The sequence below is a fragment of the Salmonella sp. NW645 genome, from assembly GCF_051703725.1.
Classification (GTDB): domain Bacteria; phylum Pseudomonadota; class Gammaproteobacteria; order Enterobacterales; family Enterobacteriaceae; genus Salmonella; species Salmonella enterica.
In genome coordinates this window covers 607,331-620,714 of sequence record NZ_JAMMKR010000002.1, presented here as the reverse complement: position 1 = coordinate 620,714, position 13,384 = coordinate 607,331, and the positions used below count along the sequence as shown (strand labels likewise).

The following is a 13,384-nucleotide window of genomic DNA, read 5'->3' as shown; positions in this document are numbered from 1 at the left end:
TGCCGGGTGGCGGCTTCTCCTTACCCGGCCTGCGTCGGAGACAGCGATTAGACCGTAAATCCTAACATCATTCCCGTATCTTCATGTTCTAACAGATGACAGTGCGCCATATAGGCATGTTCCTTCGGCGCGTCGTGATCGAACTTGACCAGCACTTCACTGATACCGCCCTCAACGCGTACCGTATCCTTCCAGCCCGTTCTGTGCGCCGCTGGCGCTTTGCCGTTCTCTGACAGAATACGGAACTGCGTGCCGTGAATATGGAAAGGATGCAGCATCATGTCGCCCACGCCGGAAATCACCCAACGTTCATGTCGGCCTTTTTGCGCCGCGAACATCGGTTTGTTCATATCGAAGACCTGGCCGTTGATAAAGTTAGCGTTATGGAAGTCGAATTTTCCGCCGTGATTCATATTGCCCATCGCGCCATGATTCATCCCGCTGTGATCCATGTTGCCATGATCCATCTCGCCATGCCCCATATTGCCGCCCTGCATATGCGCGTTCATGCTGTCATGATCCATACCGCTCATCGCCTGAGCGCCATATTTCTTCATCAGCATTTGCATCCCCATCATATCAAGACGCGGGTCCATCGACAGTTTCAGGTTGCGCACCGTTAGCCCTTCCAGCGACGGCAACGCAGGCATCGTCGTCAACGTATCCGGCAGCGTACCGGAGGCGGTAATCCGCAGCGGCTGGATACGCATCACCGGATGCGGTTTATCAAACGGAGCGATCGCCATTCCCATCTGGCTGACCGGCAGCGTCACCAGATCAAAGGCTTTCCCGTCGCTGATATCCACCAGCACTTCAAAACGCTCGCCCATTAATAACGGCAGTTCGGTGACTTTCACCGGCTCCGCCAGCAGGCCGCCGTCGCTGGCGATCACATAAAGCGGACGATTATCGCTGGCGGCGATATTCAGCGAACGCGCATTACAGCCATTTAGCAAGCGCAGACGTAGCCAGCCTTTCGGCGCGGAATGCTGCGGATAGATAGCGCCATTGGTCAGCAGCGTATCGCCAAACCAGCCGACGGCGGCGGTCATAATATCCAGTTGATAATCAATCTGACCATCGGCGGAGAAGCGTTTGTCCTGAATGATCACCGGCACATCATCGATGCCCCACTGTTTCGGCAGGCGCAATTTGCGAATCTCGTCATCTTCAATCAGCACCAGTCCAGCAAGGCCCATCGCCACCTGGCGCCCGGTTTTGCCGTGTTTATGCGGATGAATCCAGCAGGTCGCGGCGCGTTGCTCCGGTGTAAACGTCACCGTGCGGGTTCCGCCTGCGGGAATAATCCCCTGCGGGCCGCCGTCGACGATGCCCGGAATCTCCAGACCATGCCAGTGAAGCGTCGTGTCTTCGGCCAGTTGGTTATGGATATCAACGGTCACACTTTTTCCTTTGTGAAGCTGTACCGCTGGCCCCAGCAAATTACCGTTGTAGCCCCAGGTTGTCGCGTTCTTACCGGCGAATGTCGACTGTCCGGCTTTAACAATTAACTGCATACGGTTGCTCGCATCTGCCGTTAACAGGTCAGGAATAGGCAACGCGGGACGTTCGGCGGCAAAAGCGGCGCGGCTCCACAGCGGCAGCGCTGATGCAACCCCCAGCGCCACTGAATATTTTAAGAAATCACGGCGTAACATAATCATTTCCTTATAATGAACAGGCGGGTGTCTAAGCTTAGACCCTGCCCTAACGGGAAGGTCAAGCCAGCAACACGTCTTTACCATTCCTGACAGCAATACAATAAGAATGAAAACGCCGCGACCAATCCTGATAATAAAAGTCGTCGCTACGTTCTCAGTATGCTAACGTTGACTTTCCCTGATGCCGTGGTAGAAGCAATGAAGACGTTTTTCAGACCCGTGTTGTTTGGCAGCCTGATGGCCTTATGCGCAAATAGCTATGCGCTTACTGAATCCGAAGCCGAAGATATGGCCGATTTAACGGCGGTTTTCGTTTTTCTGAAAAATGACTGTGGTTACCAAAATTTACCCAACAGTCAGATTCGCCGTGCGCTGGTCTTTTTTGCCCAGCAAAATCAGTGGGACCTGAGTAACTACGACACCTTCGATATGAAATCGTTGGGCGAAGACAGCTACCGCGATCTTAGCGGCATCGGTATTCCGGTCGCTAAAAAATGCAAAGCTCTGGCCCGTGATTCTCTGAGCCTGTTAGCCTACGTTAAATAATCCTCCGCGATCCTATTGCTGAAATAATGACCGTGCATCCACGGTCATTGTTAGCTATGATGTTGCGCCCTTTTTTTACGGGTGTTAACAATGGAGGTATCAGCCAATGGCCGAAAATACGATGTGGCATGAAACGCTACACGACCAGTTTGGTCAGTACTTTGCCGTAGACAACGTTCTGTATCATGAAAAAACCGATCACCAGGATTTAATCATCTTTGAAAACGCCGCTTTTGGCCGCGTGATGGCGCTGGACGGCGTGGTACAGACCACCGAACGCGACGAGTTTATTTATCATGAAATGATGACCCACGTCCCGCTGCTGGCGCACGGTCATGCGAAACACGTTCTGATTATCGGCGGCGGCGACGGCGCAATGCTACGTGAAGTTACCCGGCATAAAAACGTCGAAACCATCACCATGGTGGAGATCGACGCTGGCGTAGTCTCGTTTTGCCGCCAGTATTTACCCAACCACAATGCCGGCAGCTACGACGATCCGCGCTTTACGCTGGTAATCGACGACGGCGTGAATTTCGTCAATCAGACCCATCAGGCCTTTGATGTGATCATTTCCGACTGTACCGATCCGATAGGCCCCGGCGAAAGCCTGTTTACCTCCGCCTTTTATGAAGGCTGTAAGCGTTGCCTGAATCCGGGCGGCATTTTTGTCGCCCAGAACGGCGTGTGCTTCCTGCAACAGGATGAAGCGCTCGATAGCCACCGCAAGCTGAGTCATTACTTCAGCGATGTCGGCTTCTACCAGGCGGCGATTCCGACCTATTACGGCGGCATTATGACCTTCGCCTGGGCGACGGACAACGACGCTCTTCGTCACCTGTCGAGCGAAATTATTCAGGCGCGTTTTCATGCCGCCGGCCTCAAATGTCGCTATTACAACCCGGCTATTCATGCCGCTGCATTTGCGCTACCGCAATATCTACATGACGCACTGTCCGCACAGTGACGTTAAGGAGGTGATAAAAATTGAAAAAGCTGAAACTGCATGGCTTTAACAATCTGACGAAAAGCCTGAGTTTTTGTATTTACGATATCTGCTACGCCAAAACCGCAGAAGAGCGCGATGGCTATATCGCCTATATCGATGAACTCTATAACGCCAACCGACTGACCGAGATCCTGTCGGAGACCTGCTCCATTATCGGCGCGAACATCCTGAACATCGCCCGTCAGGATTATGAACCGCAGGGTGCCAGCGTCACGATTCTGGTGAGCGAAGAGCCGATCGACCCGAAACTTATCGACCAAACCGAACATCCCGGCCCGCTGCCGGAAACCGTGGTAGCGCACCTCGATAAGAGCCATATCTGTGTGCATACCTATCCGGAAAGCCATCCGGAAGGCGGGCTTTGCACCTTTCGCGCCGACATCGAAGTGTCAACCTGCGGGGTGATTTCACCGCTAAAAGCGCTCAATTACCTGATCCACCAGCTAGAGTCTGATATTGTTACCATCGATTACCGCGTGCGCGGCTTTACGCGCGACGTCAACGGTATGAAGCACTTTATCGATCATGAGATTAATTCTATTCAGAATTTTATGTCGGAAGATATGAAGTCGCTGTATGACATGGTGGATGTAAACGTGTATCAGGAAAATATTTTCCATACCAAGATGCTGCTTAAAGAGTTCGATCTTAAGCACTACATGTTTCACACCAAACCGGAAGATCTCACTGAAACCGAACGCCAGGAGATCACCGCCGCGCTGTGGAAAGAGATGCGCGAGATTTACTACGGCCGCAATATTTCTGCGGTCTGATTCACCACTGGCAGCGCCTGACGGCGCTGTCACTCCGGCTGCACCAGCGTTAGCGCAAAAGCGCGCCCTTTCAGTTCAACCTGCGCTGACGGCGGCAGATTGACGTCGGTAATCACATCATTAAAGCGCTCAAGCGGCACCACATTAAAGAGCGAATGCACGCCATACTTACTGCTGTCCGCCAGCAACACTTTGCGCTGCGCATTAGCAATAATCTCCTGTTTGAGCCCGGCCTTATCTTCCGTTGGGGTCGTCACGCCCGTTTTTACCCCCCATGAATTACAGCTCATAAACGCGATGTTCGGATAAACGCTGCGCAACAGCTTACGCCCATGCTCACCGATACAGGACTGACTGCTGTCATCGATACGACCGCCGACAATCGTCACTTCAATTTGCCGGAACTCAGCTAAAAACAGCGCAATATGCAGATCGACGGTGATGACCCGCAGCGGAAGATGGGTTAAGCATTTCGCCAGCTCCATCATTGTCGTACCGGCATCCAGCACGACGGCATCGCCAGCATTCACCAGCGATGCGGCAACGCGTGCGATCGCCCGTTTTTCAGCGGGCGATCGCAGTTGTTTTTCATTGGTGGTGGGCTGGGCGGGTTCAAAACGCCGCAGCGCCACGCCGCCATGACTACGGCTGATCACGCCCTGCTCATCCAGCTTGATCAAATCGCGACGGATAGTGGCTGGTGATGCGTCAACCGCCTCAACCAGCTGTTCTACCGTAACCAGCGTATGGTTTTTCAGATACGCCACAATGAGATCCAGACGGTGTTGTCCTTTCATAACAGGGAATTATGCCAGTTGCATTGCCAGTTTGATCGATACGGCCATGCTCTCAGATTTTGCTTTTCCCGTCCAGGCGATATCAAATGCGGTGCCATGATCGGCAGAGGTCCGAATAAATGGCAGCCCCGCGGTGATATTCACACCATCATAAAATCCAAGCAATTTCAACGGGATATGCCCCTGGTCATGATACATCGCCACCACCATATCATACTGCCCCTCATAAGCCTGGAGAAATACAGTATCCGGCGGGCATGGCCCATAAACGTCCATACCTTTTGCGCGGGCATCGGTAATGGCTGGCGTCAGGATACGCGTCTCTTCATCGCCAAACAGGCCATTCTCGCCCGCATGAGGATTCACGCCTGCCACGGCGATACGCGGTTTAACGTAACCCACACGCTTGAGGAAAGTATCAGCAATACCAATCACCGTTTCGACACGCGTGGTACTTAACGTATCAAGGAATTTTCGCAGCGCGATATGCGTTGAAACGTGAATCACTTTTAGTTTATCAGTGTAAAGTACCATCGCGTAATCGCGGCTATGGGTCAGGGTCGCGAGCAGCTCGGTATGGCCCGGATAGTTGTGCCCTGCCAGGTGCAGCGCCTCTTTATTCAGCGGCGCGGTAGCGATAGCCTGTACGTCGCCCCGTAACGCTAACTCGGTGGCGCGCTTCACGCAGCGATACGCTAAATCCCCCGCCTGCGCCTGAACTTTCCCGGCCTCCAGCGCCTCCGGCTGCGCCAGCGGCTCATCAATCACATGAATGATGCCGGGCGCAAAACGCGCTTCGGCAACCCGTTCAATGGCCCGTAACTCGACGTTCGGCGTGATGCCCTTCGCCTGTAAACGTTTCAACGTTGCGAGGCATCCAATAACCACCAGCGGCGCGCCGTTGAGACCGTCTTCGCTTAGCGCTTTAACAATAATTTCCGGCCCAATGCCCGCTGGATCGCCCATGGTAATGGCAACGGTTTTAGTCTCCACAATACATCTCCTCAATATAATAAAGCGCGTCACACAACGTACTGTCTGAACCGAATCCGCCCGCTTTGGTAATGACCGGCAGATCGTCAATTTCGCTGTTTACAAACGTTCCACAGGGAATACAGGGCGCCACCTCGCTCTGAATGCGATAACCTTCAGCGCCAAGCGCGCCGGCGACGGCGGTAGCGATATCGCCGCCGGTCAGAAACAACCCGCCAATCCGCGCCTGCCCGATAATGTTTAACGTGACGACGCCAAGCCGCTGGCTCAGTCGCTCGCCCAATTGCTGACGGCTCATCGCGGATTTTTCGCACAACGCGTCGATTAACTGTCGATCTTCTGCGCGACGGCTGGTGCGTAAAATCGTATGTCGATGCTGACTTAACAGCGCGCAGGCCTGCTCTACGACAGACGCGATTTCCTGCTCCGCGCTATCCGACACCATGCGCGCGGCATCGATATCCACGACCTCCGCACGTCCCCGGCACAGCGCATTATCCACCTGACGTCGCGTGGCTTCGCTCATCGAACCGGCCACCACCAGCACCGGCAGCCGCTGCCGGTCTTGCATAAAAAGTTCAACCGGCAACGCATTCGCCAGACCCGCTGCGCCGACGAGCAGCGGCATCGACGGTTGTTCGCACGCCGCTTGCGCAATCAACGTCAGGTCCCGCTCTTCCACCGCATCCACGACGATAATCCCTTCGCCCTCAGCCGCATAAGCCGTAAGTAAGGCGCTTAACCCACCGCGTCGAACATCCTGCAAAAAGACTTCATACACAGGGATCTCACTTTGCAACGCCACTATCTCGGCAATACGGGAAGAGACAATGGGCGTTTTCGGATCGCTGGCAAATTCGGTTTCCAGTAGCGGGACGCCATTAACCAGACATTTTCCTTCAAGCGTCGTGCGTCCAGCCGCAGGGATCGCGGCGGCGATAACGGCCAGTTTTCGCTGACTGGCGCGCATAGCCGCCGTCACTTCGGCTCCGATATTGCCGCGAAATGTAGAGTCGATTTTTTTGTACACCAGCGGCGCTGGCGATGTCTCACACCACGGGGAAAGCGCGGCATAAACGGCAGATGCCGCCTGATCTGCGGGCATCGCCCGGCTTTCGGTGTTAATGACTAACACATCGGCGCGGCGGGACGGTTTTTGCGACGCGCTCAACATGACTTCCGTTCTCGCCCCCTTCTTCGCCAACTGGACGCCGGTATCATTCGATCCGGTAAAATCGTCGGCGATGACTATCATTTTCATGCGTTTTTCTCCAAAGAAGCCTGACGCGCCTGTTTTTTCGCAACCCAGGAGGTCAACACTGGCGTCAGGATTGCCGTGGTGATCACCGAGGCGGCAATCAGCGGAGCGGCAGCAGCGGCCACCTCGGCGAGCGAAGGGTCGGCCTGCGCAATAGCCAGCGGCGTCGCAACGGCATTACCCGCGGTGCTGGAGGCCGCCGCCCCGGCAATGCCAGTTCCGCCAACCAGACGATCTGCGCGGATATTAAAGAAACCGCCAACAAACGTTGTCAGCACGCCGAGCAGAATTCCGGCAAGTCCGCCTTGCAGTAACATTTCCAGGTTGATGCCCGCCCCCAGCGCAAAAGCAAAGAAAGGAATGAGCAGCGGGCCGCCTTTGGTCAAAAAATCGCGCATATGAGGATCAAGATTGCCGAGGATCATGCCGACAACCAGCGGAACCAGCACCGCCACCAGCGCCATAATGGGAATGTTCGCCATCCCTGCCGCGCCCAGCGCAATCATCGTAAAGAAAGGACCATCATTAAGAGACAAAATAGAGATAGCGCCGACGTCGCGCTCATTGCCGAACTCACCTACCAGCGCAGCATAAAGTCCGCCATTCGAATTGCTCATCGCCGCGATAATCGCCACGCCGCTCAGGCCAAAAATACCCTCCGCGCCGAAAAGATGCTCCACGCCCAGGCCAATCCCGATGGCGACAAGCAACTTAGTGAGCGTAATCGTCCCGCCCTGCAATAGCGCCTGGGGTGCGGCTTTCACACTGATACCGGCTCCCATACACAGCAGAAAAGCGCCAATCAGCGGCGCCGCGCCGTTTTTAAATAAGGCGGTGGTAAAACCGCCGATATCAAGCGCCTGTGGAGCGAAGGTGTTAATGACTGCGCCAATAACGAGCGGTACGACCATCATGCCGCCGGGTACGCGCTCTATTGCTTTTTTGATGTTCATGGTCTTACCGCCTGTTGCTTGTTGTGATTGAATAAAATCATAACGATTATATTCAATCAAATTAAGATCACAAACGCGTCAGATCACAGTTTTAAAATGATTAATAAAAATCAAAAAATCATTCTGCAATAAAAAAGCCGGGATACTCCCGGCTGGAATATGTGGTGATTTCGTTTCCACTACGCCCCCAACTGTCCGTCGACTGGCGTTGCGGGACAATAACGAAGAGAGGGTCAGGCTTTACTGACGAATTCCCGATACGCGGCGACGACCCGCAGAAAATCCTCCATGCCGCACAGGGATAAACTCTCTTCATCGTAATAACTCATCCCCTCTTCCATCTCATCGCCGGAAAAATCCAGCTGATTGGCGCGAATCATCACCTCTTCGCCGTCCATCCAGATCGTGTATTCATGCCCTGCTCGTTGCCAGGAGCGTTCGCTGCCTTTGACCGTACGCGCGGCTTGTTCTACTTCATCCAGTAGCGATAGGTTGTCTTTAACCTCTTCATTAAACCAGTGACCGACCACCTCGTGGCCCATCGACATTCGTACTTTTACCCCTCCGGTAACGTCGCGCAGAAATTCGTAATCCATAATTGTTTTCCTCTGCAAAGCCCTTACAGTCATTATCGCAGCAGCGGAGAAGAAAAAAAGCGGGAACAGCAGGCGGAATGAAAATAAAAACCCACCGCAGTTGCGATGGGTGTTGTAGGCCCGGTAAGCGTAGCCGCCACCGGGCAATAAGAGGCGTAGGCATGGTAAGCCTGACGCCGTCAGGCAAATTACACCGCAGTCTGGAAAATCACGCCGTCCGCTTTCTCAGTGTACTGAGAGAGCTGGTCGAAGTTCAGATAACGGTAAGTATCCACCGCCGTCTTATCCACCTGCGCCACAAAGGTCTGGTACTCTTCCGGCGTCGGCAGTTTGCCGATCAGCGCCGCCACCGCCGCCAGCTCCGCAGAAGCCAGGTAGACGTTCGCCCCGGTACCTAAACGGTTCGGGAAGTTACGGGTAGAGGTAGAGACCACCGTCGCACCGTCAGCCACACGCGCCTGGTTACCCATACACAGGGAACAACCAGGGATCTCAATACGCGCACCGCTCTTACCGAACACACTGTAGTAACCTTCTTCGGTGAGCTGCGCGGCGTCCATACGGGTTGGCGGCGCTACCCACAGGCGGGTTGGCAACTGGCCTTTATGGTTATCCAGCAGCTTACCAGCCGCGCGGAAGTGACCGATGTTGGTCATGCAGGAGCCGATGAACACTTCGTCGATCTTCTCGCCCTGCACGTCAGACAGCAGACGCGCGTCGTCCGGATCGTTCGGCGCACACAGGATTGGCTCTTTGATCTCCGCCAGATCGATGTCGATCACTGCCGCATACTCTGCGTCAGCATCGGCTTCCAGCAGCTGCGGGTCCGCCAGCCATTTTTCCATGCCCTGTATACGACGTTCCAGCGTACGGCGGTCGCCGTAGCCTTCGGCGATCATCCACTTCAGCAGGACGATGTTGGAGGTCAGGTATTCAACAATCGGCTCTTTGTTCAGCTTGATGGTACAACCGGCAGCGGAACGCTCGGCGGAAGCATCGGTCAGCTCAAACGCCTGCTCGACTTTCAGATCCGGCAGACCTTCGATTTCCAGGATGCGGCCAGAGAAGATGTTTTTCTTGCCTTTCTTCTCAACGGTCAGCAGGCCCTGTTTGATGGCGTACAGCGGAATGGCGTGGACCAGATCGCGCAGGGTGATGCCCGGCTGCATTTTGCCTTTAAAACGCACCAGCACGGATTCCGGCATATCCAGCGGCATCACGCCAGTCGCGGCGGCAAACGCCACCAGGCCTGAGCCCGCCGGGAAAGAGATACCAATCGGGAAACGGGTATGGGAGTCACCGCCGGTACCGACGGTGTCCGGCAGCAGCATACGGTTCAGCCAGGAGTGGATAACGCCGTCGCCCGGACGCAGGGAGACACCGCCGCGGTTCATAATGAAGTCTGGCAGCGTGTGGTGCGTGGTGACGTCAACCGGCTTCGGATAGGCTGCGGTGTGACAGAACGACTGCATGACCAGATCGGCGGAGAATCCCAGACAGGCCAGGTCTTTCAGCTCATCGCGGGTCATCGGGCCAGTAGTATCCTGAGAACCGACGGAGGTCATTTTCGGTTCGCAGTACGCGCCCGGACGAATGCCTTTCACGCCGCAGGCGCGACCGACCATTTTCTGCGCCAGAGAGAAGCCACGGCTGCTTTCTGCCACGTCTTTCGCCTGACGGAAAACATCAGAGTGCGGCAGACCCAGCGCTTCACGCGCTTTGGTGGTCAGGCCACGGCCGATAATCAGCGGAATACGGCCACCGGCGCGTACTTCGTCGATCAGCACGTCGGTTTTCAGTTCGAAGGTTGCCAGTAGCTCGCCGGTTTCATGATTGCGCACTTCGCCTTTGTACGGGTAGACGTCAATCACATCGCCCATATTCAGGTTAGAAACGTCAACTTCAATCGGCAGTGCGCCCGCATCTTCCATAGTGTTAAAGAAGATAGGCGCAATTTTGCCGCCGAGGCACAGACCGCCGCCGCGCTTGTTCGGCACGTTAGGGATGTCATCGCCCATGAACCACAGCACGGAGTTGGTCGCGGATTTACGGGAAGAACCGGTGCCCACCACGTCACCCACGTAAGCCAGCGGGTAGCCTTTTTTCTGCAATGCTTCGATTTGTTTGATCGGGCCGACAACGCCTGGCTGATCCGGCTCAATGCCTTCACGGGCGTTTTTCAGCATCGCCTGCGCATGTAACGGGATATCCGGTCTCGACCACGCATCCGGCGCCGGAGAGAGATCGTCGGTATTCGTTTCGCCGGTCACTTTGAAAACGGTGACGGTGATTTTTTCCGCCAGCGGCGGACGGCTCAGGAACCATTCGGCGTCGGCCCAGGATTGCATCACCTGTTTGGCATATTCATTGCCCGCTTTGGCTTTCTCTTCTACGTCGTAGAAGTTATCGAACATCAGCAGAGTGTGGGACAGCGCTTTGGCAGCAATCGGCGCCAGTTTCGCATCGTCCAGCGCATCAATCAGCGGATGAATGTTGTAACCACCCTGCATGGTGCCCAGCAGTTCAATGGCTTTTTCTGGGGAGACCAGCGGGGAGGTGGTGTCGCCTTTCGCGACAGCAGCGAGAAAACCGGCTTTAACATAAGCGGCTTCATCTACGCCAGGAGGAACGCGGTTGATCAACAGGTCTAACAGGAATTCTTCTTCGCCCACAGGCGGGGTCTTCAGCAGCTCGACAAGCGCAGCCATTTGGGTTGCGTCTAAAGGTTTCGGCACAATCCCCTGGGCAGCACGCTCAGCTACGTGCTTACGGTATTCTTCTAGCACGACGATATCTCCTCGCTCTCATTGTCATAATGCGGCGCTTTTGTTGATGGGCGATTCTCTTCACGCTCCTGTGAGACAGTAGTTAGTAGGGTAAATGCCCGGTACCGCATAAGGCACAATAACAGGATTTTCTTTAAGTGTTAATCTGTTTACAAAAAAGCAACATAAAAAAGTGGCTGAATCGTTAAGGATGGTCTAATGCTCTACTGAGACGGGAGCTGCAGCCATAAATGCTTACCTCATTTCGTGCTTTGATCGTCACGTAACGTTACCGATCCCAACATTAGCTAAAAATTAAACTATCGTCCCTTTATACTCACGCCAAACTGCACCCCGTCGGCGGCAGGCATAATGACCATAGCGATTCTCGGGAATCGGGAGAGATAAAATGACGTTGCCCTTTAAACCCCATCTCATTGCCCTTGTGTGCAGTGCCGGGTTATTTGCCGCTTCGGGCGTACTGTATGTTAAAAGCCGCGCTCCCGAAGCGCCCGCGCAGGCGGCGACTCCCGCCCCTGAGCAAACGCAGACCGCTGTGCCCGCGCCTGTCGCGAAAACGACCTTTACCACTGCGCAAATTGATCAATGGGTCGCGCCTGTCGCGCTTTATCCCGATGCCCTGCTTTCTCAGGTGCTCATGGCCTCCACCTACCCGGCGAACGTGGTTCAGGCCGTCCAGTGGTCGCGAGATAACCCCACACTGCAGGGCGATGCCGCTATTCAGGCGGTGGCCAGCCAACCGTGGGATCCCAGCGTCAAATCGCTGGTCGCCTTTCCCCAGTTGATGGCGCTTATGGGCGAGAATCCGCAATGGGTGCAAAACCTGGGCGATGCGTTCTTAGCCCAGCCACAGGATGTGATGGATGCGGTGCAAAGGTTGCGTCTACTCGCTCAACAAACCGGTTCGCTAAAATCAACGCCGCAGCAAACCGTCACCAGCGTGCCGAAGTCCAGCGCTTCTACCGCCGTCACGACGACAACCACCACATCCGCCAGTACGCCAGCGACACCGTCGACCGTCATCAAAATTGAACCCGCGAATCCGCAGGTGGTGTACGTGCCGAACTATAACCCCGCGACGGTGTATGGCGCCTGGCCCAATACCGCTTATCCGCCGGTGTATTTACCGCCCCCTCCGGGACAGCAGTTTGCCGATAGTTTTGTTAAAGGTTTTGGTTATAGTCTGGGCGTCGCCACCACCTATGCGTTGTTCAGCAGCATAGACTGGGATGACGACGATCATCACCACCATGACGACGACCATCATGATGATGATTACCATCATGGTGGTAGCGGTTATCAACATAATGGCGATAATATCAACATCAATGTCAATAATTTCAACCGGATATCCGGGCAAAACCTGCCGGGCCAAACGATGGGCTGGCAGCATAATCCCGCCTGGCGCAATGGCGTCCCCTATCCGAATAATACCGTTGCGCAACGGTTCCATCCCACCAATGTTAGCGGCGGGTTAAGCGCAACGCAGCAAGCGCCAGTGTCTCGCGACAGTCAGCGCCAGGCGGCCATGACGCAATTCCAACAGCGCAGCCATACATCACCCGCTAACCTGTCAGGCGAGACATCCCGCGATAGACAGCGCAAAGCGGCATCGCAGCAGTTAAATCAAATTGCCCAGCGTAATAATTACCGTGGCTATGACGGAACACAAAACAGCAGTCGTCGCGAGGCGGCGCAGCAGACACTGAATAAATCCACCACGCAGCAGCATCGTTCCGAGCTGAAGGCTAAAGCCCAGCAGCACCCTGTTTCACAACAGCAGAGAGACACCGCCCGCCAGCGTATTGAATCCTCTACGCCACAGCAGCGTCAGGCATTTCGCCAGAATATGCACGCCAATGTGTTTAGCGGGAACGACAGTCGATCGCCGTCATGGCAATCGCAACAGCTACGCGGCCTGGAAAGCCGTCGCGGCAGTCACTTAAACACCGAGCAACGCGCCGCCGCGCGGGAACATTTTTCTGAACATCATGAATTTCATCGCCGTTAAC

At 54.9% G+C, this 13,384-nt stretch carries 11 protein-coding genes; 4 read left to right on the top strand and 7 right to left on the bottom strand.

Features of this window, described 5'->3' with window-relative positions; genetic code table 11:
• Window positions 1-47 precede the first annotated feature (47 nt).
• Window positions 48-1,658: a multicopper oxidase CueO gene (gene cueO / locus NA389_RS06755; protein ID WP_000946047.1), complete on the bottom strand. Its 1,611-nt coding sequence runs from the start codon at window positions 1,656-1,658 to the stop codon at window positions 48-50.
• Between the two features lie 201 nt (window positions 1,659-1,859).
• On the opposite strand from cueO, the gene NA389_RS06750 reads away from it, so the two are divergent.
• The 3 genes from NA389_RS06750 (at window position 1,860) to speD (ending at window position 3,989) form a co-directional block, all read left to right on the top strand.
• Window positions 1,860-2,207, top strand: coding sequence for a YacC family pilotin-like protein (locus NA389_RS06750; RefSeq protein WP_000846613.1), 348 nt, complete (start codon window positions 1,860-1,862; stop codon window positions 2,205-2,207).
• Between the two features lie 106 nt (window positions 2,208-2,313).
• Entirely contained in the window at window positions 2,314-3,174 is an 861-nt protein-coding gene (gene speE, locus NA389_RS06745) for a polyamine aminopropyltransferase (protein WP_000829964.1), read from the top strand.
• Between the two features lie 20 nt (window positions 3,175-3,194).
• Complete coding sequence (gene speD, locus NA389_RS06740) at window positions 3,195-3,989, top strand: adenosylmethionine decarboxylase (protein WP_000734276.1); 795 nt, start codon at window positions 3,195-3,197, stop codon at window positions 3,987-3,989.
• 29 nt (window positions 3,990-4,018) lie between these two features.
• On the opposite strand, the gene NA389_RS06735 is transcribed toward speD, so the two are convergent.
• The 6 genes from NA389_RS06735 to acnB all read right to left on the bottom strand — a co-directional run bounded on the left by NA389_RS06735 (window position 4,019) and on the right by acnB (window position 11,372).
• A complete protein-coding gene (locus NA389_RS06735; RefSeq protein ID WP_000678255.1) occupies window positions 4,019-4,786 on the bottom strand; it encodes a DeoR/GlpR family DNA-binding transcription regulator in 768 nt (255 codons plus the stop codon).
• 9 nt (window positions 4,787-4,795) lie between these two features.
• Complete coding sequence (locus NA389_RS06730) at window positions 4,796-5,779, bottom strand: D-threonate 4-phosphate dehydrogenase (RefSeq protein WP_000448749.1); 984 nt, start codon at window positions 5,777-5,779, stop codon at window positions 4,796-4,798.
• Entirely contained in the window at window positions 5,769-7,040 is a 1,272-nt protein-coding gene (gene dtnK, locus NA389_RS06725) for a D-threonate kinase (RefSeq protein ID WP_000782193.1), read from the bottom strand. The genes NA389_RS06730 and dtnK overlap by 11 nt, the downstream gene beginning before the upstream one ends.
• Complete coding sequence (locus NA389_RS06720; RefSeq protein WP_001022084.1) at window positions 7,037-7,990, bottom strand: 2-keto-3-deoxygluconate permease 1; 954 nt, start codon at window positions 7,988-7,990, stop codon at window positions 7,037-7,039. The genes dtnK and NA389_RS06720 overlap by 4 nt, the downstream gene beginning before the upstream one ends.
• 233 nt (window positions 7,991-8,223) lie before the next feature.
• Window positions 8,224-8,586 carry a protein YacL gene (yacL, locus tag NA389_RS06715; RefSeq protein ID WP_000384308.1) on the bottom strand — a complete coding sequence of 121 codons (363 nt, stop codon included), beginning with the start codon at window positions 8,584-8,586 and terminating at the stop codon, window positions 8,224-8,226.
• Window positions 8,587-8,774: 188 nt separating this feature from the next.
• Entirely contained in the window at window positions 8,775-11,372 is a 2,598-nt protein-coding gene (gene acnB / locus NA389_RS06710) for a bifunctional aconitate hydratase 2/2-methylisocitrate dehydratase (protein ID WP_000888966.1), read from the bottom strand.
• Window positions 11,373-11,760: 388 nt separating this feature from the next.
• On the opposite strand from acnB, the gene NA389_RS06705 reads away from it, so the two are divergent.
• Window positions 11,761-13,383, top strand: coding sequence for a DUF3300 domain-containing protein (locus NA389_RS06705; protein WP_000174537.1), 1,623 nt, complete (start codon window positions 11,761-11,763; stop codon window positions 13,381-13,383).
• Window position 13,384: the final 1 nt, after the last annotated feature.

Bases quoted from the DNA above. Each gene is read 5' to 3' on its own strand.
- cueO (WP_000946047.1), bottom strand. From the start codon at position 1,658: ATGTTACGCCGTGATTTCTTAAAATATTCAGTGGCGCTGGGGGTTGCA.
- NA389_RS06750 (WP_000846613.1), top strand. From the start codon at position 1,860: ATGAAGACGTTTTTCAGACCCGTGTTGTTTGGCAGCCTGATGGCCTTA.
- speE (WP_000829964.1), top strand. From the start codon at position 2,314: ATGGCCGAAAATACGATGTGGCATGAAACGCTACACGACCAGTTTGGT.
- NA389_RS06735 (WP_000678255.1), bottom strand. From the start codon at position 4,786: ATGAAAGGACAACACCGTCTGGATCTCATTGTGGCGTATCTGAAAAAC.
- dtnK (WP_000782193.1), bottom strand. From the start codon at position 7,040: ATGAAAATGATAGTCATCGCCGACGATTTTACCGGATCGAATGATACC.
- NA389_RS06720 (WP_001022084.1), bottom strand. From the start codon at position 7,990: ATGAACATCAAAAAAGCAATAGAGCGCGTACCCGGCGGCATGATGGTC.
- yacL (WP_000384308.1), bottom strand. From the start codon at position 8,586: ATGGATTACGAATTTCTGCGCGACGTTACCGGAGGGGTAAAAGTACGA.
- NA389_RS06705 (WP_000174537.1), top strand. From the start codon at position 11,761: ATGACGTTGCCCTTTAAACCCCATCTCATTGCCCTTGTGTGCAGTGCC.